The organism is Sphingobium psychrophilum (genome assembly GCF_012927105.1).
Lineage (GTDB): Bacteria > Pseudomonadota > Alphaproteobacteria > Sphingomonadales > Sphingomonadaceae > Sphingobium > Sphingobium psychrophilum.
In genome coordinates this window covers 304,185-327,115 of record NZ_JABBFV010000001.1, presented here as the reverse complement: position 1 = coordinate 327,115, position 22,931 = coordinate 304,185, and the positions used below count along the sequence as shown (strand labels likewise).

At 64.6% G+C, this 22,931-nt stretch carries 22 protein-coding genes and 1 pseudogene; 12 read left to right on the top strand and 11 right to left on the bottom strand.

Annotated features, from left to right (window positions below; all coding sequences use genetic code 11):
• Window positions 1-29 precede the first annotated feature (29 nt).
• The gene (locus HHL08_RS01660) at window positions 30-920 is read left to right on the top strand and encodes a LysR family transcriptional regulator (RefSeq protein WP_169570740.1); all 891 of its coding nucleotides are present in this window, start codon (window positions 30-32) and stop codon (window positions 918-920) included.
• Here HHL08_RS01660 and thiS read toward each other — a convergent pair.
• Entirely contained in the window at window positions 917-1,918 is a 1,002-nt protein-coding gene (thiS, locus tag HHL08_RS01655) for a sulfur carrier protein ThiS (protein ID WP_169570739.1), read from the bottom strand. The two genes, HHL08_RS01660 and thiS, sit on opposite strands and share 4 nt — an antisense overlap.
• Before the next feature lie 114 nt (window positions 1,919-2,032).
• Here thiS and aroQ point away from each other — a divergent pair, with 114 nt between their 5' ends.
• The 4 genes from aroQ to arsC all read left to right on the top strand — a co-directional run bounded on the left by aroQ (window position 2,033) and on the right by arsC (window position 4,758).
• Entirely contained in the window at window positions 2,033-2,473 is a 441-nt protein-coding gene (aroQ, locus tag HHL08_RS01650; protein WP_129927167.1) for a type II 3-dehydroquinate dehydratase, read from the top strand.
• Window positions 2,474-2,565: 92 nt separating this feature from the next.
• Window positions 2,566-3,051, top strand: a complete 486-nt coding sequence (gene accB / locus HHL08_RS01645; RefSeq protein ID WP_169570738.1) for an acetyl-CoA carboxylase biotin carboxyl carrier protein — start codon at window positions 2,566-2,568, stop codon at window positions 3,049-3,051.
• A gap of 13 nt (window positions 3,052-3,064) precedes the next feature.
• A complete protein-coding gene (accC, locus tag HHL08_RS01640) occupies window positions 3,065-4,417 on the top strand; it encodes an acetyl-CoA carboxylase biotin carboxylase subunit (protein ID WP_169570737.1) in 1,353 nt (450 codons plus the stop codon).
• Entirely contained in the window at window positions 4,414-4,758 is a 345-nt protein-coding gene (arsC, locus tag HHL08_RS01635; RefSeq protein WP_169570736.1) for an arsenate reductase (glutaredoxin), read from the top strand. Before accC ends, arsC begins: the two co-directional genes overlap by 4 nt.
• A 68-nt stretch (window positions 4,759-4,826) precedes the next feature.
• Here the strand turns inward: arsC and HHL08_RS01630 are convergent, their stop codons facing one another.
• Window positions 4,827-6,977, bottom strand: a complete 2,151-nt coding sequence (locus HHL08_RS01630) for a TonB-dependent siderophore receptor (RefSeq protein ID WP_169570735.1) — start codon at window positions 6,975-6,977, stop codon at window positions 4,827-4,829.
• A gap of 179 nt (window positions 6,978-7,156) precedes the next feature.
• Here HHL08_RS01630 and HHL08_RS01625 point away from each other — a divergent pair, with 179 nt between their 5' ends.
• Entirely contained in the window at window positions 7,157-7,906 is a 750-nt protein-coding gene (locus HHL08_RS01625) for a ParA family protein (protein ID WP_169570734.1), read from the top strand.
• Window positions 7,907-7,912: 6 nt separating this feature from the next.
• Here HHL08_RS01625 and HHL08_RS01620 read toward each other — a convergent pair whose 3' ends face one another.
• A complete protein-coding gene (locus HHL08_RS01620; RefSeq protein WP_169571083.1) occupies window positions 7,913-10,207 on the bottom strand; it encodes a putative bifunctional diguanylate cyclase/phosphodiesterase in 2,295 nt (764 codons plus the stop codon).
• A gap of 138 nt (window positions 10,208-10,345) precedes the next feature.
• Entirely contained in the window at window positions 10,346-12,067 is a 1,722-nt protein-coding gene (locus HHL08_RS01615; protein ID WP_169571082.1) for a fatty acyl-AMP ligase, read from the bottom strand.
• Between the two features lie 187 nt (window positions 12,068-12,254).
• Between HHL08_RS01615 and HHL08_RS01610 the strand changes: the two genes are divergently transcribed.
• Window positions 12,255-12,782 carry a regulatory protein RecX gene (locus HHL08_RS01610; protein WP_169571081.1) on the top strand — a complete coding sequence of 176 codons (528 nt, stop codon included), beginning with the start codon at window positions 12,255-12,257 and terminating at the stop codon, window positions 12,780-12,782.
• 169 nt (window positions 12,783-12,951) lie between these two features.
• On the opposite strand, the gene HHL08_RS01605 is transcribed toward HHL08_RS01610, so the two are convergent.
• Both HHL08_RS01605 and HHL08_RS01600 read right to left on the bottom strand, forming a co-directional pair.
• Complete coding sequence (locus HHL08_RS01605; RefSeq protein ID WP_169570733.1) at window positions 12,952-13,254, bottom strand: terminase small subunit; 303 nt, start codon at window positions 13,252-13,254, stop codon at window positions 12,952-12,954.
• 97 nt (window positions 13,255-13,351) lie between these two features.
• Window positions 13,352-13,762 carry a hypothetical protein gene (locus HHL08_RS01600; RefSeq protein ID WP_169570731.1) on the bottom strand — a complete coding sequence of 137 codons (411 nt, stop codon included), beginning with the start codon at window positions 13,760-13,762 and terminating at the stop codon, window positions 13,352-13,354.
• Between the two features lie 232 nt (window positions 13,763-13,994).
• Between HHL08_RS01600 and HHL08_RS01595 the strand changes: the two genes are divergently transcribed.
• From HHL08_RS01595 to HHL08_RS26080, 3 genes and pseudogenes are all read left to right on the top strand, one after another.
• A complete protein-coding gene (locus HHL08_RS01595; RefSeq protein WP_169570730.1) occupies window positions 13,995-14,522 on the top strand; it encodes a DUF192 domain-containing protein in 528 nt (175 codons plus the stop codon).
• A 50-nt stretch (window positions 14,523-14,572) separates the two neighbouring features.
• Window positions 14,573-14,971, top strand: a complete 399-nt coding sequence (locus HHL08_RS01590; RefSeq protein WP_169570729.1) for an NADH:ubiquinone oxidoreductase subunit NDUFA12 — start codon at window positions 14,573-14,575, stop codon at window positions 14,969-14,971.
• Window positions 14,968-15,387 (top strand): annotated as a pseudogene (locus HHL08_RS26080) (DUF2155 domain-containing protein); the annotation flags it as partial. The gene HHL08_RS01590 and the pseudogene HHL08_RS26080, both read left to right, overlap by 4 nt.
• 35 nt (window positions 15,388-15,422) lie before the next feature.
• Here the strand turns inward: HHL08_RS26080 and aat are convergent.
• Window positions 15,423-16,175: a leucyl/phenylalanyl-tRNA--protein transferase gene (aat, locus tag HHL08_RS01580; RefSeq protein WP_169571080.1), complete on the bottom strand. Its 753-nt coding sequence runs from the start codon at window positions 16,173-16,175 to the stop codon at window positions 15,423-15,425.
• Window positions 16,176-16,275: 100 nt separating this feature from the next.
• Here aat and HHL08_RS01575 point away from each other — a divergent pair, with 100 nt between their 5' ends.
• Window positions 16,276-17,544 carry a dipeptidase gene (locus tag HHL08_RS01575; protein WP_169570728.1) on the top strand — a complete coding sequence of 423 codons (1,269 nt, stop codon included), beginning with the start codon at window positions 16,276-16,278 and terminating at the stop codon, window positions 17,542-17,544.
• A gap of 137 nt (window positions 17,545-17,681) precedes the next feature.
• Here the strand turns inward: HHL08_RS01575 and HHL08_RS01570 are convergent, their stop codons facing one another.
• Window positions 17,682-18,716 (bottom strand): S66 peptidase family protein, encoded by a 1,035-nt coding sequence (locus tag HHL08_RS01570; protein ID WP_169571079.1) that lies wholly within the window; start codon window positions 18,714-18,716, stop codon window positions 17,682-17,684.
• A gap of 2 nt (window positions 18,717-18,718) precedes the next feature.
• A complete protein-coding gene (locus tag HHL08_RS01565) occupies window positions 18,719-19,162 on the bottom strand; it encodes a cupin domain-containing protein (RefSeq protein WP_169570726.1) in 444 nt (147 codons plus the stop codon).
• A gap of 70 nt (window positions 19,163-19,232) precedes the next feature.
• Between HHL08_RS01565 and dapE the strand changes: the two genes are divergently transcribed.
• Window positions 19,233-20,372, top strand: coding sequence for a succinyl-diaminopimelate desuccinylase (gene dapE, locus HHL08_RS01560; protein WP_169570725.1), 1,140 nt, complete (start codon window positions 19,233-19,235; stop codon window positions 20,370-20,372).
• 199 nt (window positions 20,373-20,571) lie between these two features.
• On the opposite strand, the gene HHL08_RS01555 is transcribed toward dapE, so the two are convergent.
• Window positions 20,572-22,269: a putative bifunctional diguanylate cyclase/phosphodiesterase gene (locus tag HHL08_RS01555; protein WP_169570723.1), complete on the bottom strand. Its 1,698-nt coding sequence runs from the start codon at window positions 22,267-22,269 to the stop codon at window positions 20,572-20,574.
• A 99-nt stretch (window positions 22,270-22,368) separates the two neighbouring features.
• Window positions 22,369-22,923, bottom strand: coding sequence for a Smr/MutS family protein (locus HHL08_RS01550; protein WP_169570722.1), 555 nt, complete (start codon window positions 22,921-22,923; stop codon window positions 22,369-22,371).
• Window positions 22,924-22,931: the final 8 nt, after the last annotated feature.

The following is a 22,931-nucleotide window of genomic DNA, read 5'->3' as shown; positions in this document are numbered from 1 at the left end:
TGATTTGTTTTTTCGGTTAAACATAAGTGATGTCTATCAATCGCATCGCCTTCTATCATCTCGAAACGCTGCTCTGGATCGCCCGGCTCGGCACTTTCGCAGCGGCGGCGGCGCGGCTTAACACCACCCAGCCCGCCATTTCGGCGCGCGTGCGCGAACTGGAAGGCCATCTGGGCACCGCACTGTTCCGTCGGGAGGGGCGCAGCATGGCGCTAACTCCGGCCGGGCGCGAACTGGTCCGCGAAAGCGAACCGCTGTGGGCGCGGTTCCAGGGCGTACTGATGGGATGCAGCGACATATCGGGCGCGACCGGGATCATCCGCATCGGCGCGGGGGAGATCGCCGCGGCCAGCTGCCTGCCCGGCTTCGTCGCGCAACTGGGACTGGACCTGCCCCATGTGTCACTGGAGGTAGACATTGCGCTAACGGTCGATCTGATCCAGCAACTCGCCTCCGGCCGCACCGACATCGCCTTTGCCGCGGGCCGGATCGCCCATCCGATGCTGCGCACCGCCCCGATCGGCAGCGTCGATCTGCTCTGGCTGGCCAGTCCGTCGATAGTCCGCGCCATGGACGCAGCCCAGACGCCGATCTGGTCGCTCACCAACCTGTCGCCGCTCTATCGCATCATGAAGGAGGCGATCGCCGCGTCGGACCTCGCCGACTGCCCGCTCAACCTGTGCAACAATGTCCGCACGATGATCGACATCGTGCTGGAAGGCGGCGGAATCGGCATCTTCCCCCAGCCGATGGTGCGCCAGCACATCGCAAACGGGTGCCTTGTGCCGGTGCCCGATGCCCCCGCCATGCCCCCGGTCGAATTTCAGGTCGCGATGCGGGCAGCGGAGTCCGATCCTCTGGTGCTGACGATTTTCGACCGGGCGAGCCGGCTGGACCTGCGCGCGAACGCGCCAGCCTAGATCAACCCCGCCAGCGGGCTGGACGGGTCGGCATACATCCGCCGGCCCATGCGTCCGGCGCGATAGGCCATGCGACCGGCCTCGACCCCCGCCTTCATCGCGGCGGCCATCAACACCGGGTCTTTCGCCTCGGCGATGGCGGTGTTCATCAACACGCCCGTGCAGCCCAGTTCCATCGCCTGCGCCGCTTCGGATGCTGTGCCTACGCCGGCATCGACCAACACCGGCAACTTGGTGCCCTCCACGATCAGGCGGATGGTGACCCGGTTCTGGATGCCCAGGCCCGACCCGATCGGCGCGCCCAGCGGCATGATCGCGACCGCGCCGACATCCTCCAACCGCTTGGCCGCTATCGGATCGTCCACGCAATAGACCATCGGCTTGAAGCCTTCCTTGGCCAATATCTCGGTCGCGCGCAGCGTTTCGACCATGTCGGGATACAGCGTGCGCGCCTCCCCCAGCACTTCCAGCTTCACCAGGTCCCAGCCGCCCGCCTCGCGCGCCAGGCGCAAGGTGCGGATCGCATCTTCGCCGGTGAAGCAACCCGCCGTGTTGGGCAGATAGGTGATCTTCTTGGGATCGATATAGTCGGTAAGCATCGGCGCATTGGGATCGGACACATTGACGCGACGCACCGCCACGGTGACGATCTCCGCGCCCGACGCCGCCACCGCCGCCGCATTCTGTTCGAAGCTCTTATATTTGCCGGTGCCCACGATCAGGCGCGACCGGAATGTCTTGCCCGCCACGGTCCAGCTGTCGTCCGCCACTGCTGACACATCACCGCCGCCGACAAAGTGGACGATCTCCAGTTCGTCGCCATCCTCGACCATGACCTGCGCCAGGGTCGATCGGGGCACGACCTCCAAATTGCGCTCGACTGCAACCTTTTCGGGCACGAAGCCCAGTTCGCTCGCCAGTTGCGCGAGGGTCAGACCGTCGCGGATACGGCGATGCTCGCCATTGATGTGGATGGAAATGGTGCCGTCTGTGCTCATAATGGCTTTCCCGAACATGCGAAGATGTCTCGACTAAGCGAGACACGAAGGGCTAAGGATCGTGCCGCATATAGGGGCGGCCTTGCCCCGGTCGCAACATGCAAGGGGATCGCCATGGCCGACATGCGTAAAATCTATGTATTGAACGGACCCAATCTGAACATGCTGGGCACGCGCGAGCCGGAAATCTACGGCTATGACACGCTGGACGATATTGCCGAGCGGATGGACGACGCGGCGACCCGCGCCCATGTCGAAATCGATTTCCGCCAGTCCAACCATGAAGGCCATCTGATCGACTGGGTGCAGGAAGCCCATGCGGAGGGCGCCCACGCCATCATCATGAATCCCGGCGGCCTGACCCACACGTCGGTCGCGCTGCACGACGCGATCAAGGCGGTGACCGTGCCGGTGATCGAAATCCACCTGTCCAACCCGCACAAGCGCGAAGCCTTCCGCCATAAAAGCTATGTCGGCATGGCGGCCAAGGGCACGATCGCGGGCTTTGGCCCGATGTCCTACATGCTGGCGCTGGAGGCCGCTCTGGAACTATAAGGCGGCGCGTTTGAGCGCACAAAAGTTGCGCTTGGGCGTAAATGCGCATAGGCGCGGGCACCAGAACCGATATTCACCGGCCAGGGACTCACATGACCGAAAAACAAGAAAAGGGCGCTATGCAGGTAGACGTACAGCTGGTGCGCGATCTCGCCGCGCTGCTCGACGACACCAACTTGACCGAGATCGAGGTCGAGGACGGCGACCGCAAGATCCGCGTCGCGCGCAAGGCCGCGGCCAGCGCCGCGCCGGTCTATGCCGCGCCCGCCCCTGCTGCCGCGCCCCCCGCCGCAGCGCCTGCACCGGCCGCCGCGGCTGCGCCTGCCGAAGCATCGTTGCCCGCCGGCACGCTCGTCAAATCGCCGATCGTCGGCACCGCCTATCTGTCGGCCGAACCCGGCTCCGCCCCCTTCGCCCGCATCGGATCGCAGGTCGCGGCTGGAGAGACGATCCTGATAGTCGAAGCGATGAAAGTCATGAACGCCATCGCCGCGCCAGTTGCGGGCACGGTCAAGGCCGTTCTGGTCGATAACGGCCAGCCGGTCGAATATGACCAGCCGCTGATCGTCATTGAATAAGGCCGTCGGACCCATGGCCATCGAAAAGCTGCTGATCGCCAACCGCGGCGAAATCGCGCTGCGCATCCACCGCGCCTGCCATGAAATGGGCATCAAGACGGTGGCGGTCCATTCGACCGCCGACGCCGACGCCATGCATGTGCGGCTGGCCGACGAAGCGATCTGCATCGGGCCGCCCGCGGCCAAGGACAGCTATCTCAACGTCGCCGCGATCATCTCCGCTGCGGAAATCTCCGGCGCGGACGCGATCCATCCGGGCTATGGCTTCCTGTCGGAAAACGCCAAGTTCGCCGAAATCGTCGAAGCGCACGGCATCGCCTTTGTGGGGCCCAAGCCCGAACATATCCGCACCATGGGCGACAAGATCGAAGCCAAGCGCACCGCTGGCGCGCTGGGCCTGCCGCTCGTCCCCGGCTCCGATGGCGCGATCAGCGACCTGGAGGAAGCCAAGGCGATCGCGGAGAAGGCCGGTTACCCGGTCATCATCAAGGCGGCGTCCGGCGGTGGCGGTCGCGGCATGAAAGTGTGCAACTCGCCCGACGAGCTGGAAACGCTGATGCAGCAGGCCGGTTCGGAAGCGAAGGCCGCGTTCGGCGACGCGACCGTCTATCTCGAAAAATATCTCGGCAATCCGCGCCATATCGAAATCCAGATCTTCGGCGACGGCAATGGCAATGCGATCCATCTGGGCGAGCGCGACTGTTCGCTCCAGCGCCGTCACCAGAAGGTGCTGGAAGAAGCCCCCTCCCCGATTCTGAGCCAAGCCGATCGCGACCGCATCGGCGGCGTTTGCGCCAAGGCGATGGCCGACATGAGCTATCGCGGCGCGGGCACGATCGAGTTCCTGTGGGAAGACGGCGAATTCTATTTCATCGAGATGAACACCCGGCTTCAGGTGGAACATCCGGTGACGGAGATGATCACCGGCGTCGACCTGGTGCGCGAACAGATCCGCATCGCCGAGGGCAAGCCGCTGTCGGTGACGCAGGACGAACTGCGCTTCACCGGCCATGCGATCGAATGCCGCATCAATGCCGAAGATCCCCGGACCTTCGCCCCCTCGCCGGGCACCGTCACCAGCTATCATGTGCCGGGCGGGATGCATGTCCGCGTCGATAGCGGCCTGTATCAGGGCTATAAGGTGCCGCCTTATTACGACTCCATGATCGGCAAGCTGATCGTCTATGGCCGCACCCGCGAGGGCGCGATCATGCGGTTGAAGCGCGCGCTGGAGGAATATGTGATCGAGGGGATGAAGACCACGATTCCCTTGCATCAGGCATTGTTGCGCGATCCCGATTTCCTCGACGGCAATTACACGATCAAGTGGCTGGAAGAATGGCTGGCGCGGGAAGATGGCCAGTGAAGGCCGTCATCTGGCATAATTCCCGCTGCTCCAAGTCGCGCCAGGCGCTGGCTATTCTGGAGGAAACGGCGGGAGTGGAGGTGGAGATCTTCGACTATCTGAAGACCCCGCCCTCCCGCGAACAGATTGCGGCGGTACTGACCAAGGCTGGCGTCAGTCCTTCGGCAGCGGTTCGCAAAGGCGAAGCGGTGGTCAAGGAGATCGGCCTCGACACCAGCGACGACGATGCGGTGCTGGACGCGATGGCGCAGCACGCCATCCTGATCGAGCGGCCCATCGTCATTACCGACAAGGGCGCAGTTATAGCCCGCCCACCGGAAAAGGCGCAGAAGCTTCTATAACTGCGCTGCACATTGGTGCGAACCGAACGAAAGAGGGGACGAACCAGCGGTTCGTCCCCTCTTTCGTCTCAATAATGATAGCGCAGCGTGAAGGTGACGTTGCGCGGTTCGCCAAAGGCCAACTGATTGTAGAAGCCGATCTGCGAATAATATTTTTTGTCGAACAGATTGTCGATATTGACCTGGGCCGACAGCCCCTCGACAAATTCATAGCGGCCCATCAGGTTGACCAGCGCATAGGGCTTCACCTTCAACCGTTCGTCCGCGCCGGTCACCGGGTTTGTGGTGTCGGTATAGCTTAGCCCTTCCCAATTGACGCCACCGCCCACGGTTAGCCCCTTGAGCGAACCGGCGAAATCATAGGTTGTGAACAGGCGCAGCAGCTTCTGTGCGAACAGCGTGTTCACGCGATCGCCGTTCGCATCCTTCGCCTTGAACTGAGTATAATTACCCGCGACCGACCAGCCCGGCAGAATCTCGCCATTGGCCTCAACCTCGAAGCCGGTGCTGCGCGCACCCTCCGCAGCATAGGAGGCTTCGAAAATGGTGCCGGGAATCAGATAGCCGGTATCAGACTGGGCCAGATTGTCCTGCTCGATACGAAATACCGAAATGGCAGTATTGAGCGCGCCGCCAAAAAAGCTGCTTTTGATGCCGCCTTCATAATTATTTCCGGTGATCGGGGCCAGAAAATTGCCGTTGCGGTCCTGCGCGCTTTGCGGCTGGAAGATCTTGGTGAAGCTGGCATAGACGCTGTGATTTTGCGTGATGTCGTAGAGCGCGCCGACATAGGGCAGCAGGCGGTTCTTGTCGCCAAAGTCGATGGGTGCACCATAGGAAACACCCTTGCGTTCCCAGCTGCTCAGGCGGCCGCCGACGATGAGCTTGAACGGATCGCTGACGGACAGGCGCGTGGCGGCGAAATAGCCCCACTGCTTGGTCCTCTGGTCAAGATCATGCGACAGGGTGCTGCTCCAGCGCGGCTCAGCGATCGACCCGTCCCAATTGTTGAAGTCGCCAGCCGACACCGAATCGAGCGCCGCGCGGCTGTAGAAATCCTGTTGCTGACGGGCGTAGCTCGCACCCAGGATCAGGTCATGGTCGCGACCGAAAAGCTGATATTTGCCCGTCAAGCGCGCGCCGACATCGGCCTGTTCCAACTTGCCCCGGTAATTGGCCGGGAAAGCGCCCATCCCCAGACCCGTGGTCCGGTCCGGCGAACCCGACAAATAGAGCAACTGCATGTCGCCTTCATTGATGGTGTAATTGCCGTACAGCCTGAGCGACCAATTGGTGCCGATTTGCTGGGTCAGATTGGCGAAATAGGTCTGGTTGGTCGACGCCCAGCGGGTCCAGTCCGCGCCGATCGTCTTCGACCGCTTCCAGTCGGTCCGGCTGCCATCGGAATGCCAAACCGGCAGGCCACCCCATTGCGTGCCGCTCGGGCTGTTATCCTGATAGCTGGCGCCGAAACTAACATGGGTGTCGGGCGTCAGATCGCCGTCGATCACACCGTAAAGCACCAGCTTCTTGTTATGCAGCAGGTCGGTGAAGCTGTCGCCTTCCTCATATTTCGCAACCACGCGCGCGCGGATCGCGCCATCGCTTGACAACGGCGAAGACACGTCCGCCATCGCGAAATAATTGTCCCAGCGGCTGGCCGCCGCCGTCACCGTGGCAGTAAAGCGCTCGCTGTCGGCATGTTTGCGGATGAGGTTGATCGATGCCGAAGGATTGCCGGCACCCGTCATCAGGCCTGTTGCGCCACGCACAATCTCCACCCGTTCATACAAAGCGATGTCGATCTCGGACTCGCCAGCGCTATAGCCTGCGTCCCACTGCACCGGGATGCCGTCGATCTGGTAATTGTCGATCGAAAACCCGCGTGCAGAAAAGCCGTTTCGCGCGCTGTCGAAGGACTTTGCGGATACGCCGGCTGCGTTGTTGATGACGTCGCTCAGCGTGCGGATCGCCTGATCCTCCATGCGCTGCGCGGTCATTACCGTCACCGATTGGGGCGTCTCCTTCAACGACAGATTAAGACCGGTGGCCGATCCCAGCTTGTCATTAGTGGTATAGGAACCAGTTACGACGATCTGGTCCTCGGTTACCGTATCGGCAGGGACCGTCTGCGCCCGTGCTGGCATCGCGAGTGACAGGAACAGAGCCAGCGACGACGCGCTTCCCCAGCATAAATCGGAAATCCGCGATTTCGACATGATAACGATGCCCCCCGATGGACAAATTTTATGATATTGCGAATTATTCGCGAGTGGCGCTATGCGTCGCGCGATATCCTCTGTCAATCGCGTTGCCATCATAAAGCGCGTAACAAGCGCGTAACAAAGCCATGATTGAGCGCTTGCTTTGATGGCGGGAAGCCGTAGCCTCTCGCCCCATGGCAAAGGAACCGACATTGGCGACCATCGCCGTCTACAGTCTGAAAGGCGGCGTGGGCAAAACCACCTTCGCGATCAACCTGGCCTGGGCGTCTGCCTCCATCTCCAAGCGGCGCACCTTGCTATGGGATCTGGACCCGCAGGCGGCGTCGAGCTGGCTCTTGTCCACGGACATGGAAAGCCGCGACGCGGCGCAGGCGATCTTCAGCAAGGATGTGGACGTCCGCAAGCTGATCCAGCCTTCAACCGTGGCGGGGCTGGACCTGATCGCGGCCGATACATCGCTGCGCAGCCTGGACCATCTATTCCGCGAAATGGACAAGAAGAAGCGGCTGGCCAAGCTGATCGAAAGCCTGGGGCGCGATTATGATCGCATCATCCTCGACTGCCCGCCGGGCCTCACCGAAACCAGCGAACAGGTGTTGCGGGCCGCCGACCTGATCGTCATTCCGGTCATCCCCTCCCCCCTGTCGCAGCGGGCGATGGGGGAAGTCGCTCGCTATCTGGTCCAGCGCGGCGGTAACCATGCGCCGATCCTGCCGGTCTATTCGATGGTCGATCGCCGCCGCAGCCTCCACCGCGCGGCGCTGGACAGCCAGCCGGACTGGCCCGCCATTCCGATGGCGAGCGCGATCGAACAGATGACGGTGCGCCGCAAGCCGCTGGGTGCCTTCGCCCCGGCGTCGCAGCCCGCACAGGCCTTTGCATCGCTATGGACGATGGTGGAACGGCAGTTGCAGGTCGACTAGCGGCGCTCAGCCTATGGCGACCCGCTGAGGTGCCGGGAACAGGCGGGCCGCGTCCTGGGGCATCATCGGCCGGCCGAAATAATAGCCCTGCACCTTTTTGCAGCCCAATCGCCGAACCATCTGCAATTCGGCTTCGGTTTCCACGCCTTCGGCCGTGGTGCTCATGCCCAGACTGTCCGCCAGTGTCACCACGGCCCGGATGATGGCCAGGCTTTCGGGGGTATTCTTGGACGCGCCAACGACGAAGCTGCGGTCGATCTTGATCGTGTTGAACCGCGTCCGGCTGAGATAGCCGAGCGAGGAATAGCCGGTCCCGAAATCGTCGAGCGACAGCTGGATGCCGAGGCTCAGCAACTGGTCCAGCACTTTGAGCGCGCCAGCATCCTCATTCATGAACACGCTCTCGGTAACTTCCAGTTCCAACCGGCGGGCATCCAGCCCGCTCTGCGCCAGCGCGGACACAACCGCGGCGACGAAGCTGGGATGGGTCAGCTGTTCGGCCGAGACGTTGACCGCGATGCGGATGTCATCCGGCCACGTCACCGCCTCCATGCAGGCGGTGCGAAGCACCCATTCGCCGATCGGCGCGATCAACCGGGCCTCTTCCGCCACCGGCACGAACTTGACTGGCGAAATGGCGCCGAGTTGCGGGTGGGTCCAGCGCACCAGCGCCTCGAACCCCAGCACAACGCCATGTTCGGCATCGACCACCGGCTGGTAAAGGACGTGCAGCTGATCCTTTTCCAGCGCCTCGCGCAGCGCCAATTCCAGCTGCCGCCGCTCCTCCGCCTGCGCGTGGAGCCGCGGCTCATAGGCGCAATGCACGCCACCGCCTTCATCCTTGGCCCGATAGAGGGCCAGGTCGGCGCTGCGGATCAACGCTTCGGAATCGCGGCCGTCCATCGGCGACAACGCCGATCCGACCGACGCGCCGACATACAGCATATGCTGGTCGACCTGATAGGGCATCGACAATGCGCCAATGATCGCCGACGACAGGCGGGGAATGGCGGCACTGTCGGCGATATGCGGGATGATCACGGCAAATTCGTCGCCGCCGATCCGGCCGCAGAATATGTCCGTGTCGCAAACCTGCCGCAACCGCCGCGCCACCTGGCTCAGCAGCTTGTCGCCGGTCTGGTGGCCCAGCGTATCGTTGATCGACTTGAACCGGTCGAGATCGATCATCAGGAAACCACAGCCGGGCGACCGCCCCTTGGCCGCGTCCATCGCCTGGTCCAGCACCTCGCGCAGATGGCTGCGGTTGGGCAGGCCGGTTAGCGGATCGAAGCGGGCAAGCTGGGCGATCTTGTCGGCCGATTCGCGCTGCGCCGTCACATCCGACCCGACCCCGCGAAAACCCTGGAAAATGCCATTTTCGTCATGGCGGGGCGACGCCGACAGCTCCCACCAGCGCCATTGCCCCTGCACCTCGACCGGCAGCACCAGATTGCTGAAACTCTCCCGCCGCTTGAGATGGTCGGCCAGGCTGTGCAGGCCGGCGGCGAACCGACCATCGTCCCAGCCGCTGCCGGCCAATATCTGCACCAGCGGCGCGCCCTCCAGCTGGTGCGGCTCCATGCCCAGCGTTTCGGCGAAGCGGCTGGACACGCCATTGATCCGGCGCAGCGCATCGGTCTGCCACAGCCAGTCGGACCCGCCCACCTCATATTCGCGCAGCAGCAAGCTGACGACTTCGCTCTTTTCCGCCAGTTGCGCGGTGGTGCTGTGCTGGCGGGCGAAAGTCCGCGCATAGATGAAGCAGCCGCATAGCAGCGACAGCGCATAGCTGGTCGCCAGCGCCCGCAACGGCAATTGCCCGCCTTCGTCGAACATGGCGAACAGGCCAAGGATGCAGGGCAGAAGATAGGCCGTGGCGGACAGCGGCGTCGCTGCATAGCTGATCGCGCCGCAGACCATGACGCAGCTGATCAGCGTCCACAGCGCCACCAGTTCCTCGGTCTGCCCGGACCGGGACACCAGCACCATACAGGCGGCCCAGACCAGCCCTTGCAATAGTCCGCCCAGCGCATGACGCCGCAGGTCGGCGGGCGACAGGCCGATATTGTTGGCGCGATGGCGTTGTCGGTCCATCAGCAGGGCGATGGTGGTCGCGGCGACCAGCGCCGCGCTCCAGCCGCCCAGCAGGGGCAGCGGACAGCAATGGGAAAAGACCTGCCACAAGAACAGCATCCCGCAGATATTCATGCCATGGCGCAGGATGGCGACGCTGTCGGCGGATCGCAGCTGGGCTTCCAGCACGCGGATTCCGCCATCTTGCGCGACGGGACACAGGCCCATGATCGCGCGCAGCGACGCACGCTCCTGGCGGTCCGGTTCCGCGACTTGTTCCTGCTTGCTACCCACGGGACTGGGTTAGCAGTCATGGGTTATCAATCGGTAACCTTGGCCGAAAGGATAGTGCGATCAGGCCGAGCGTCAGGCAGCGATGTCGTAGGGCCGGATTTCGCCGGTCAGATAGAGGTTACGCGCCTTCGAGCGGCTCAATTTGCCCGAGCTGGTGCGCGGCAGGGTGCGCGGCGGCACCAGTTCGACAACGCAGTTCATGCCGGTGATGGCGCGGACCCGTTCGCGGATCTGATCGCGCAGGCGCGAGCGTTCCTCATTGTCCGACGTGCGGCAATGGACCAGCACGGCGGGCGCTTCCTCGCCGCCCGGCGTTGTGATGGCGAAGGCGGCGATGTCACCCTGCTTGAAGCCGGGCAGTTGCTCCACCGCCCATTCGATATCCTGCGGCCAGTGATTCTTGCCGTTGATGATGATCATGTCCTTGGCGCGGCCCACGATGTAGAGATAGCCGTCGGACAGATAACCCATGTCGCCAGTGTCCAGCCAGCCGTCGACCATGCACGCCTTGGTCGCGGCTTCGTCGCGGAAATAGCCGACCATCAGCGACGGTCCGGTGGTCCACACCTTGCCGATCTGGCGCTCGTTCATCAGGCCGCCATCCTCGTCGCGGATTTCCACAACCATGTCCTTGGCAGGCTTGCCGCAATTGACGATCGAGCGGAACCGCTGGGGCCGCCCCTCGGTCGCGTGACCACCCGACAGGTCGGTTTCCTCGACCAGTTCGACGATGATCCCCTCGCCCGGCGGCATGATGGTGACGGCCAGCGTCGCTTCGGCGAGGCCATAGCTGGGCAGGAACGCCTTGGGGCTGAACCCTGCGTCGGCGAACGCATCGACGAAGCTCTGCATCACGTCGGGGCGGATCATGTCCGCGCCATTGCCGGCCAGGCGCCAGCGGGACAGGTCGAACCGCTCGTCCGCCTTGGTCTGGCTGGAGATGCGCCGCGCGCAGATGTCATAGCCGAAGGTCGGCGAATAGCTGATCGAGGTGCCCTCGTTCCGGCTGATGAGGTCGAGCCAGGCCAGCGGACGGCGGGCGAAATCCTCGGTCTTCATATAGTCGGTCGACACCTGGTTGGCGACGACGGACAGGAAGCAGCCGACCAGACCCATGTCATGATACCAGGGCAGCCAGCTGATGCAGCGATCGCTGTCCTGCACCTGCATCCCGTGGCTGTGCGCCGACAGGTTGGACAGCAGCGCATGATGCGTCACCGCGACGCCATGGGGGAAGCGGGTCGAACCACTGCTATATTGCAGATAGGCGATTTCTTCCGGCTGCGCCTGCGGCAGGGCGGCGGGCACGGCGTCGCGGGCGATGAAATCTTCGAACGCGATGCTCTCGACATTCTTCTGACGGCCCGATTCGCCCGCCATCTCTTCCAGTTCCTTTGGGAAAAGGAACAGCATCGGGTCGCAGCTGGACAGCTGGACGTTCAGCTGGTCGATATAGCTGTCCTTGCCGCCGAAGCTGGTCGGCAGCGGCAGCGGCACCGGCCAGGCGCCGGCATAGATGATGCCGAAGAAGAGCATGGCGAAATCCGCGCCGGTTTCGGCGACGAGGGCGACGCGATCGGCGGGCTTCACGCCATGGGCGATCAGGCGATGGGCGCAGCCGATGGCGTCGGCGCGCAATTCGGCAAACGGATAGGGCCGCGCCAGATTGCCACGCGCATCGTGGAAATTAAGGCCGCGTTTGCCCTGCGCCGCATAGTCCAGCGCTTCGCCCAGCGTCCCGAAATCGGAGAAGCGGCGCGGCAGATCATCGGTGGTCGGCGTCGGTGCCATCATCTCTTGCGAACCCGTCATATTGGTTGACCCAATGTCTTGAAAATCTTGAAACCGGGGCCGCTAGCAGCTTTGACCGCCATTTGCACCGGATAGTTGTATTCCAACATGCCCTCATAGCCGACAAGGCACGGTGAAATTCCGGCCCGACTGTGGCATAAAGATGGCGCATGTCGCATGTTGCATCATGATTACCGGCAAACGCCTCCCCCCACCGCTCGACGAAAGCGCGCTGCGCGACATGGCGCTGCGCCATGTGGCCCGCTTCGCCACCAGCCGGGGCAAGCTGCTCAGCTATCTCAAGCGCAAGATCAAGGAGCGCGGATGGGGCGGCGATGAGCCGGCGGACCCCGATGGGCTGGCGGATCGCTTCGTGGATCTGGGCTATATCGACGACGCGGGCTATGCGGTGATGAAGAGCGGGGCGCTGGCCCGGCGCGGCTATGGCGCGCGGCGCATCGGCGAGGAATTGCGCGCGGCGGGAATCGGCGAGGAGGATCGGGAAAAGGCGGACGTGCAGATCGCATCCGAAGCCTGGGCGGCGGCGGACCGCTTCGCCCGGCGCAAGCGGGTCGGCCCCTATGCGACCGGGCCGCTGGACCCCAAGCAACGGGAGAAAGCGATCGCTGCGTTTCTGAGGGCGGGCCATGCTTATGCCGTGGCGCGGCGCTGGGTCGATGCGCCGCCAGGGGAGCCAATGACGGCGGAAGACGAATAGGCCAGGGTCATGAGTGGGTCACGCCGGCGAAGTTCACACCGTTGTTGGCATGATTTTGCGGGGGAAAGACAGGACGAAGCGCCGGCTATGCACGCGCGACGCGCCAGCGACGCGCCGAGGGCCTCCTGGCTTTCGACCATCGGGGTCATGCCAACGCGCCGCCGAAGCATCAGCGACGCGCCTGTCGGGTCACGGGTCTGGCGTCATTGCCGTGCAAAGCATCGGCCAGGCTTTGCGCGTGGAGCGCCAGCGCCTTGGCCCAGGTCCGGTCGAACGGCGCGGACGCGAGGCGACGGCGCAAGCGATGGGCGCTGGCGGGCGACATGCCGGCGGCGCGGGCCGCCTGCGTCACATTGCCGGTGGCGAGCAGGCCGGTGAGGAAAAGCCGCTGTTTTTCCGGCGTCCAGCGGACGGGGTCGGCGGGGGTTGGCGCGGTAGGCGCGGGCGGAGCGGGGTGCGGATGCTGGTCCATCTACAAGGATAGATCAGATGAAATCCTACATTGGAAGGGGATTTTGGGTGGACAGGCGACAGTCCGGTTGTAGGCTTGCAGCCAGACTTACCGGACGTCAATTCCAACCGCTCCCCTCCAACAATTCCTTGCGTTCATCGTCTCCTAGCATTGCCATTTGACCGAGACTGGCACGGCCTTTTCCGAAAGCTAAGACTGCAATGATGCTGTCTATAAGTTCGGCTGCCGTTGCCACGGGCAACTCGGTTATCGCCAGTGTTTGCAGCTTCCGCCAAGCCTCGTCGTAGTCATCGAGCAGCCAGTCCGGCACGCTGGGATTATGCGGTTTCTGGCGTGCCCCTTCGATAGTCGCTGCTATGGCATATGTATTCCAGTCGGCAACGCCTCGCGCCTCGAGCGCGCCGGCGAGCAACGGCACAGCCGCATATGATGCCTCGCCGACATCGCCTTGATGATACAGTTCCTGCCAAAGCTCAGCCCATGCTGTTTGGGCATCGTCGCCGCTCAATCTGCTAATCGCGCCTCTCGGATCATAAGGCGTTCGGTAGCCACCGCACAATTCAGCCCACTGCCTATCGTCCACTGCCGCTGCTCCGCGTGACCTTTAAGAATGACGGGTTTAGGGAGCATCAAGGCGAATGGCTACCGTCCAAAACTGGTCGTTAGCGGCCATCCCCGCCACCAGCACATTAAGGGTTAACCCCCTCCCAATAGCGCGCGAATCGCATTAGGCAGTGCCGATGATCCGCTTCCCCGCCCTTCTTGCGCTCGGCCTGCTCGCTGCCTGTTCCAGCCCCCAGCCTGCGCCCGACAACAGCGCGCAGGCGCAGGCCGTCGCCGCGCTCCTCCCGGTCGTCATCACCACAGCTAAGGGCGCGCATCGGTTCGACGTCGAGGTCGCCGCTACGCCGCAGGAACAGGAAAAAGGGCTGATGTTCCGCAAGGAATTGCCCGAAAACGGCGGGATGCTGTTCCCGATGGACCCGCCGCGCACGGCCAGTTTCTGGATGAAGGACACGCTGATTCCGCTCGACATGCTTTTCATCCATACCGACGGGACGATCGCTTTCCTGCAAAACAACGCGCAGCCCTATTCGCGCATCCCGGTGTCGGCGGGCGTGCCCGTCGCCGCCGTGCTGGAACTGCGCGGCGGGCGCGCGGCGGAGTTGGGACTCGCGGAAGGCGATGTCGTCAACTGGGGCGGTTGCGCCGTGCCGGGCGGGACGGTCGCGACCGACTTGAATTTCTGTCCGGCCGCGCCGCGATAGCGCCATATCCTCCTTGCCCACGCCCGTCGCAGCGGCTAAGCGCTTGGCCCATGGGAATCCTCGGCAAGATCTTCACCTGGTGGGATGGCGCGACCATCGGCACCGCGCTCTTCACCTCCCGCAAGGGCAGCAAGGTCGGTGAAGACCATCAGGGCAATATCTATTATCAGGGCGGCATCGACCCCAATGGCCTGACGCGCCGCTGGGTCATCTATAATGGCGTCAACGACGCCAGCCGCGTGCCGGCCGAATGGCATGGCTGGCTGCACCACACGATCGAGGGTACGCCCGAAAGCTTCCTGCCGCCGCCGCGCATCTGGGAACTGGAATCGACGCCCAACGCGACCGGCACCGTAAACGCCTATCGCCCGTCGGGCGCGCTCGAAAAGGGCGGCCAGCGCCAGAAGGCGACCGGCGATTATGAGGCGTGGAGCCCCGACGCGGCATGAGCCGGCGTCCGGCGGGGGGCATCCCGCCGATCCTGTTTCACGTGCCTTTGCTATCCTGTGCGCTGGCGCTGGCCGCGTGTGGCCGCGATGATGTGCCCGCAGGCAACCAGACCGGGCCGGTCAAGGTCCAGGGCGCGCCGATCCTGTCCGGCTCCGGCGGCGCGCTGCCCGGCACGCCGATGGCCGAGCGCACGGCGGTCATCGGGCTGCTCAACAAGCGCAACGGCCTGACCCGCGACCTGACGATGAAGCCGGGCGAGGCGCTGCGCGTGGGCGATGCGATCGTGCGCTTGCAGGCGTGCGAAATCAGCGCGCCATGGGAAAATGTGCAGGAAACCGGCGCTTTCGTGCAGCTGGACGTGCGCAGCAGCGCGGACGGCAAATGGCGGCGCAATTTTTCCGGCTGGCTGTTCCGCGAACGGCCCGACCGCAATGTCGTGCAGCATCCGATCTATGACGTATGGGTCAGAAGCTGTACGATGGCCTGGCCCGAAACCGGACCGGATACGGTGAAGCTGGGCGCCAAGGGCGAACCGGTTGCAGCGTCCTCGCCCGCCAGCGGCGCGAACGCCAGTTCCGCCGCTGCGCCCGAACCGGCCGCCAGCGCGCCGGCCCCTGCCCCCAGCGCCACGCCGCCTGTCGCCGCGCCCAGCAACTGAAGATAGTCGCGCTGGCTGATTTCGACGGCGCCCATGGTGCGCAGATGATCGGTCATGAACTGGCAGTCGAGCAAGGTAAAGCCGCCAAAACATAGCCGCGCCACCAGCCAGGCCAGCGCCACTTTCGACGCATCGGTCCGGCGCGACACCATGGATTCGCCGAAAAAGGCGCGGCCGATCGCGACGCCATAGAGGCCGCCGACCAGCTCGTCCCCTTCCCATATCTCGATCGAATGGGCGAAGCCGGCGGCGTGCAGGTCGCGATAGGCGGCTTCGATCTGGTGGTTGATCCAGGTCGACGGGCGATCGGGCGCGGCCTGGGCGCAGAGCGCCAAAATCTGCGCAAAGGCGCGGTTCGCGGTGACGCGGAAACGGTCGCGGCGGATCAGCTTGGACAGCGAGTGCGACAGGTGAAAGCCCTCGAGCGGCAATATCGCCCGCTGTTTGGGTTCGACCCAATAGACTTCGTCCGCGTCGCGATCGTCGGCCATGGGAAAGACGCCGATGGAATAGGCCTGGAGCAGGACATGCGGATCGATCATCATCAAAGACAGGATAGGCAGGCGCGGCGACGGGGGGAAGCCCTGTCCTGCCATGGTGGTTGCATGATTGACTTGGGGCGGTGCGGCTCTAGCGTTCCGGGTCATGAAAATGCTGTCCCTGGCCTTGCTGCCGATCCTCCTCGCCGCCCCCGCCGTCCATGCCGCCGCCGATCCCTATGCGGCGCGCATCGCCAGGGTGCTGAAGGCCACGCCGCTCATCGACGGGCATAATGACTGGCCCGAAGCGCTAGCCGACAAGGCGAAGGACAAACGCTGGACGATGGCGCTCGACCGGCTGGACCCGGCGACGTTCCACACCGACATCGCGCGGTTACGGGCGGGCGGCGTAGGCGGGCAATTCTGGTCGGTGTGGGTATCGGCCGACCTGCCCGAATTGCAGCAGGTGAAGGACACGCTGGAGCAGATTGACCTCGCCCATAGTTTCGCGCGCCGTTACCCCAAGGACTTCGCGTTCGTCACCACGGCGGCGGAATTGCGGGCGGCGCACAAGGCGGGACGGGTCGCGTCGCTGCTGGGCGTGGAAGGCGGCGGCCAGATCGATGGCAGCCTGGCCGTGCTGCGCAGCTATCGCGCGCTGGGCGCATCCTATCTGACGCTGACCCACAGCCGCACCATCGCCTGGGCCGACAGCGCGACCGACAATCCACAACATGACGGGCTGACCCCGTTCGGCGAGGCGGTGGTGCTTGAATTGAACCGGCTGGGGATGCTGGTGGATCTAAGCCATGTCAGCGAGGACACGATGCTGGACGCGCTGCGGGTCAGCAAGGCGCCGGTGATCTTCTCCCACTCCAGCGCGCGGGCGATCTGCAATACCCCGCGCAACGTGTCTGACTCGCTGTTGCAGAAGGTCGCGGCCAATGGCGGGGTGGTGATGGTGAATTATGCGCCGCAATATGTGTCGGAAGCGCGCCGCATCTGGGGCGCGGCCCGCAGCGCGGAGGTCGCGCGCTATAATGCGCCGCCCTTTGGTGGGCTGTATATCGGCGATCCGGAGGGCGCCAAGGCGGCGCTGGCGGTATGGGAGAAGGCCAATCCCGAACCGGTGGTGACTTTGGCGCAGGTTGCGGATCATATCGACCATATCGCCAAAGTGGCGGGCGTCGGTCATGTCGGCATCGGCAGCGATTTCGATGGCGTGGGGTCGCTGCCGCAGGGGCTGAGCGGGGTGCAAACCTATCCGGCGTTGCTGAGCGAATTGATGCGCCGCGGATGGAGCGACCGGGATATCGCGAAGCTGGCGGGCGAGAATATACTGCGCGTGATGGCGGCGGCGGCGAAGGTCGCAGCCGGGATGGCTGGCGAGCCGGCGGGCAGCGGGACTGTGGCGGGATTGGATGGGAAGGGGTAGGCAACAAATACAGCAGCTATCGTCACCCCGGACTTGATCCGGGGTCCCGCTTCTTCGCCTACCACTCGCCCAAAAGGAAAGTGGAGTCCCAGGTCAAGCCCGGGATGACGAAGCGAAATGCGCCTCGCCTATCCTCCCTAACTGACCGCCGCCTCCAGCAACCTTATCGTCCCCGCTTCCGCATCCATCTCCGCCATCACGCCCAGCGGCAGGCTATATTGGTTGGCGACATGACCGAACTGGCCGCCCTGGAAGACGGGGATGCCTAACGGTTCGAGATGCTGTTGCAGCACTTCCGACAGGGTGAATCCGCCATAGCTGGCGCCGCCGGGGCCGCAGTCCGTGCATTGGCCGAAGGCGACGCCCGCCAGCCTGCCCAACACGCCCGCCAGCGACAGCTGGGTCAGCATCCGGTCGATGCGATAAGGCTGCTCGCCGATATCTTCGATGAACAGGATCGCGCCGGTGAAATCGGGCAGCCAAGTCGTCCCCATCAGCGCAGCCAGCACGGTGAGGTTGCCGCCCAGCAGCCGCCCGCGCGCCACGCCGGGGCGGAAGGTGCGGATGCGGCCGCTGCGCTGTGCCAGCCGATCCTCTTGCCCGACCGGGGTGGCGAAGGTCGGCGTGGCCGCGTCGAAGGCGACGGCGCGGAAGGCGTCCCAGCTGAACCGGCCCCAGCTGCTCGCGGCATTGGGGCCGTGGATGGTGGTGAAGCCCGCCTTGGCGGCGAAGGCGAGGTGCAATGCGGTGATGTCCGAAAAGCCGACCAGCAGCTTGGGATTTTTGCGAATCATCGCGAAATCCAGCCGGGGCAGGATGCGGGCGCAGCCCCAGCCACCGCGCACCGCGAATACCGCGCGCACATCCGGGTCGGCGAACATCGCATTGACGTCCGCCGCCCGGTCCGCATCGGTCCCCGCCAGATAGCCGTAACGGCCCGCCAGATGGGGCGCGGCTTTGGGCTTCAGGCCCATGGCGACGATCGTGTCCTTGACCAGGTCGAGGTCGAAACCGTCATCGGTGAAGCCCGCCGGCTCGATCAGGCCCACGGTGTCGCCTTCGCGCAGGCGCGCGGGTTTCACCAGGGCGACAGGTGCGGCGTAAGCCGGGGCACCCATCGCCGCGAGCATAGCGCCCATGCCCGTCAGCGCGCCGCGTCGATCCATCCGCATCGTCAATAGCTGCTCCCATCCTTGTGGCGGTAGGCCCCGCCCGACCAGAGAAGGTCGACATCGGGATAATGGCAATCTCCGGTCGGTACTCGGCCGAACGCGACGAAGACGCAGTCGGCCGCGCTTTCATTGACCAGATGATGCGCGTTCGGCTCGCCCTTCGGAAAGGCCGCCATGTCGCCGGTCGCCATCGGCGTGCGCGCACCTTCCTCCACCAGCACGGCCTGACCCGCCAGCATCAGCACAAACTCGTCTTCATCCTCATGCCAGTGGCGCTGGGAAGAGGCGGCGCCGGGCTTCAGCACGACATGGCTGACGCCGAAATCGCTGAGGCCATGGGCGGGGCCAAGCCGTCGCACCCAGCGGCCCTGCACGATGGCGGCATGGTCGGCGGGATAGCCGGTTCTATTTGTCTGGTCGATGCTGTCCAGGTCGATCCGTGGCATGGGCCGCTCCTCCTCCGGTGGCTGGCCCCTAAAGCTGGCCAACCGGCATGGCTTTCGCTAACGCCGCAACATGAGCATGACCAGCACCAATGACGATGTGGTGGCATTGGCCCAGCGCTTGCTGGCCTGCCCGTCCGTGACCCCGGCGACCGGCGAGGTGTTCGCCGTATTGGAGGCGATGCTGGTCCCGCGCGGCTTTACCGTCGACCGGTTTGTGGTGGGCGAGGCGCCCGACGGGCCGGTAGAAAATCTGCTTGCCTGGCGCACCACCGGGGCCGGGCCGCATTTCGCCTTTGCCGGGCATCTGGACGTGGTCCCGCCTGGGCCGGGCTGGACCAGCGATCCGTTCACGCCGGAGATTCGCGGCGACCTGCTCTACGGGCGGGGCGCGGTGGACATGAAGGGTTCGATCGCCGCCTTCGTCGCGGCGCTGGACACGCTGCCCGACAATCTGCCGGGGACCATCAGCCTGATCATCACCGGGGACGAGGAAGGGCCGGCGGTCTATGGCACGCTGGCGCTGATGGACCGGATGCAGGCGCGCGATTTGCGACCCGACCTGTGCCTGGTGGGGGAGCCGACATCGTCCAAGCGGCTGGGCGATGTGGTGAAGATCGGCCGGCGCGGGTCGGTGAATATGTGGATCAGGGTGGCGGGGAGCCAAGGCCATGTCGCCTATCCCCATCTGGCCGACAATCCGATCCCCAGACTGGTGCGCATCCTGACGGCGATCGAAGCGGAGGTTCTGGATGAGGGGACCGACTGGTTCCAGCCGAGCAATATCGAGATCACCGACCTGGAGGTCGGCAATGTCGCGCACAATGTCATCCCCGGCTTGGCGACCGCGCGCATTTCGATCCGCTTCAACGACCAGCATCGCGGCGCTTCGCTGATCGAACGGATCAAAGGGATCGCCGCGACCGAGGGCGGCACGGTCGAGGCCAAGATCAGCGGTGAATCCTTCCTGACAGCGCCGGGCGCGTTCAGCGATCTGGTCAGCGGCGCGATCCGCGATGTGACGGGCGTGGAAACGGAGCTGTCCACGACCGGCGGCACGTCCGACGCGCGCTTCCTGTCGCGCATTTGCCCGGTGGTGGAGTTCGGGCTGAACAACGCGACCATGCACAAGCTGGACGAGGCGGTCGCGGTGCAGGATTTGCGGGATTTGGTGCGAATTTATGCTCTGGTGGTGGAGCGGGCGCTGGGGTGAGTGGCTGGGGCGGCCCGGAAATTCTGGCTGCCGGCGACTATTTGCCGATACCCAACATCCGTTCAGGCTGAGCCTGTCGAAGCCCTGCTCTTTCTTTAAATTTCCCCTTTATAAAGAAGTATGGCCCTTCGACAGGCTCAGGGCGAACGGATGTTTGGAATTGGGGAATGGCAGGAAACCACCCAAATTAGCCGCCACCCTACCCCGCGTCGCGGACCTGGCCCCTCTGCTGCGCACCGAATTGCGCCAGATAATCCTGCTCCCCGGTCGGGCGGGCGAGATGATAGCCCTGGAACAGGGTGCAGCCGATGACGCGCAGTACGTCCATCTGGGCTTCGCTTTCGATCCCCTCGACCACCACTTCCATGCCCAGCCCCTGAATGAGGCCGACGACGGCGGAGCAGATGGTGCGGGCTTCGGCGGAGGTGGCGATGTCGCGGACCAAGCTGCGGTCGATCTTGACCCGGTCGACCGGCAGGTCCTTGAGCCGCGACAGGTTGGAATAGCCGGTGCCGAAATCGTCGATGGCGACGCGCACGCCATCGCGGCGCAGCGCGCGCAGTTGCTCCAGCACGCGCGGGTCCATCTCCATCGCCAGCGATTCGGTGATCTCCAGCTCCAGCATGGACGGCGGGGTGCCGTGGGTGGCGATGGCATGGCGCAGGCGCAGGAAGAAGTCGGCCTGCGCCAGTTCGCGGGTCGAGATGTTGACGGCGATCCGCTGATGCACGCCGGCCTGCGCCCAGCGCGCCGCAGTCTGACACACCCGGCTCATGACCCAATCGCCCAGCGCGACGATGGCACCGCTTTCCTCCGCCACCGGCACGAAAGCGCCCGGCATGACGAGCGCGCGTTCGGGATGCGCCCAGCGCACCAGCGCTTCGGCCGATACCGCGCGGCCGCTGACGACGTCGATCTGCGGCTGGAATTCGAGCAGAAATTCGTCCCGCTCCAGCCCGCGCAGCAGGTCGCGTTCCAGCTCGGCACGGTCTTCCGCCTTCAGCGCGAGCGCGTCGGTATAGATTTCCGCCCGGCCGCGCCCCTGATGCTTGGCATGATACATGGCGATATCCGCGGCATACAGCAGGTCCGCCAGCGTTGCGCCATGATCGGGGTAGCATGCGATGCCGATCGATGCGCCAAGGTCGACATGCTGGCTGCCGAGGTCAAAGCGCTCGCCCAGCGCGAACTGGATGGCGCGCGCGATCCGCTGCGCCGCGGCGGGGCCGGACAGATGGGGGAAGAACATCACAAATTCATCGCCCGCCAGCCGCCCGATGACGGCGTCGCCGCCGCCGATGCCGATAAGCCCGCTGACCTGCGCCATCACGACTTCGCGCAGGCGACCCGCGACGCGCGCCAGCAACTGGTCGCCCGCGGCATGGCCCAGCGTGTCGTTGACCGACTTGAACCCGTCTAGATCGATGAAGAACAGCGTGGCGAGGCCGTTGTCGTCGCGCTCCGCGAGCAGCCGTTCGACCTGGCGGCAGAAACTGGTGCGATTAGCCAGGCCAGTGATCTGGTCGAACAGCGCCAGCGCCTGGACATGGTCGAGATTGGTGCGGACCTGGCTAAACAGGCTTTCCATCGCGACCGACAGATCGGGCAGTTCCTGGCCGATTTCGGCCGGCACCAGCGATTGCAGGTCGCCATGCGCGGCGGACAGCAGCCGGTCGGTAGCGGCATCGATGGCGGTAGCGGTGGTGGCGATGGTGCGCCGGGCCGACGCCCAGCTCATCGTGCCGCACAATATGGCGATGATCAGCGCGCGGCCGATCTGGATCAGGTCATCTTCCTGGCCCGGCGTATAGCCCAGCACCAGCGAGAGGATGAACACCAGCGCCCCTGCGGCACAGGCGAAGGCAGCAGCGCGGCTTTTCAACGTCACGCCCTGCATGTGCCTCCCAGCCCGATACCGGCCCCGATGCGAGGCCCCCGATCAGTCGGATATGAAGGACAGTGGTTAAGAAAGGGTCAGCAAAACGTCCGAAAAACGTCACTTTTTGCGGCGCAATATCAGGTAGAGCGCGCCGTCGCCGCCATGGCGCGGGTGGGCGACGCGCACACTGGCAATGCGATCGGCATAGGGGCTGGTTTCGAGCCAATGGCCGATTTCGCCGCGAATTGCCCCCCTGCGCCCCTTACCCTCGCTCGCCGCGCTTTTCGGCGGTTTGCCGGTGACGACCAGCAGGACGCGGGCGTCGCGCGACAGGGCGGCGGCGATCGACTGGTTAAGGCGTGCATGGGCAGCGGAGAGGGTATGGCCATGCAGGTCGATGCTGGTGTCGGGGCTGATACTGCCGCTACGGATTCGGCGCTCCCACCCGGTATCGAGCACCGCCGCGGGGGTCCGTGCGGGCGGCGCGACAGGGGGCGGTTTCGGGGTCCGGACCGGTGGCGGCGTTAACCTTGTTTTGATCGGTGGTTCGATCGGCAGCGGGGCGTTGGTCAGGCCGGCGACGGGCCGTGCGCTGGGCCGGATCGGGCGCACGGTGCGGGCCAGCGCGGACCAGAGCGCTTCTTCCTCGCTGGACAGGCGACGCCGGGCCATGGCGCGGA

What these genes read in the sequence shown, in the direction of transcription:
- accB (WP_169570738.1), top strand. Translation starts at nt 2,566, where the DNA reads ATGACCGAAAAACAAGAAAAGGGCGCTATGCAGGTAGACGTACAGCTG.
- HHL08_RS01590 (WP_169570729.1), top strand. Translation starts at nt 14,573, where the DNA reads ATGGGAATCCTCGGCAAGATCTTCACCTGGTGGGATGGCGCGACCATC.
- HHL08_RS01595 (WP_169570730.1), top strand. Translation starts at nt 13,995, where the DNA reads ATGATCCGCTTCCCCGCCCTTCTTGCGCTCGGCCTGCTCGCTGCCTGT.
- HHL08_RS01555 (WP_169570723.1), bottom strand. Translation starts at nt 22,269, where the DNA reads ATGCAGGGCGTGACGTTGAAAAGCCGCGCTGCTGCCTTCGCCTGTGCC.
- HHL08_RS01575 (WP_169570728.1), top strand. Translation starts at nt 16,276, where the DNA reads ATGAAAATGCTGTCCCTGGCCTTGCTGCCGATCCTCCTCGCCGCCCCC.
- dapE (WP_169570725.1), top strand. Translation starts at nt 19,233, where the DNA reads ATGAGCATGACCAGCACCAATGACGATGTGGTGGCATTGGCCCAGCGC.
- HHL08_RS01625 (WP_169570734.1), top strand. Translation starts at nt 7,157, where the DNA reads ATGGCAAAGGAACCGACATTGGCGACCATCGCCGTCTACAGTCTGAAA.
- HHL08_RS01620 (WP_169571083.1), bottom strand. Translation starts at nt 10,207, where the DNA reads ATGGGCCTGTGTCCCGTCGCGCAAGATGGCGGAATCCGCGTGCTGGAA.
- accC (WP_169570737.1), top strand. Translation starts at nt 3,065, where the DNA reads ATGGCCATCGAAAAGCTGCTGATCGCCAACCGCGGCGAAATCGCGCTG.
- aat (WP_169571080.1), bottom strand. Translation starts at nt 16,175, where the DNA reads ATGATGATCGATCCGCATGTCCTGCTCCAGGCCTATTCCATCGGCGTC.
- HHL08_RS01565 (WP_169570726.1), bottom strand. Translation starts at nt 19,162, where the DNA reads ATGCCACGGATCGACCTGGACAGCATCGACCAGACAAATAGAACCGGC.
- HHL08_RS01605 (WP_169570733.1), bottom strand. Translation starts at nt 13,254, where the DNA reads ATGGACCAGCATCCGCACCCCGCTCCGCCCGCGCCTACCGCGCCAACC.
- HHL08_RS01630 (WP_169570735.1), bottom strand. Translation starts at nt 6,977, where the DNA reads ATGTCGAAATCGCGGATTTCCGATTTATGCTGGGGAAGCGCGTCGTCG.
- HHL08_RS01660 (WP_169570740.1), top strand. Translation starts at nt 30, where the DNA reads ATGTCTATCAATCGCATCGCCTTCTATCATCTCGAAACGCTGCTCTGG.
- HHL08_RS01570 (WP_169571079.1), bottom strand. Translation starts at nt 18,716, where the DNA reads ATGCGGATGGATCGACGCGGCGCGCTGACGGGCATGGGCGCTATGCTC.
- HHL08_RS01550 (WP_169570722.1), bottom strand. Translation starts at nt 22,923, where the DNA reads ATGGCCCGGCGTCGCCTGTCCAGCGAGGAAGAAGCGCTCTGGTCCGCG.
- HHL08_RS01615 (WP_169571082.1), bottom strand. Translation starts at nt 12,067, where the DNA reads ATGATGGCACCGACGCCGACCACCGATGATCTGCCGCGCCGCTTCTCC.
- aroQ (WP_129927167.1), top strand. Translation starts at nt 2,033, where the DNA reads ATGGCCGACATGCGTAAAATCTATGTATTGAACGGACCCAATCTGAAC.
- thiS (WP_169570739.1), bottom strand. Translation starts at nt 1,918, where the DNA reads ATGAGCACAGACGGCACCATTTCCATCCACATCAATGGCGAGCATCGC.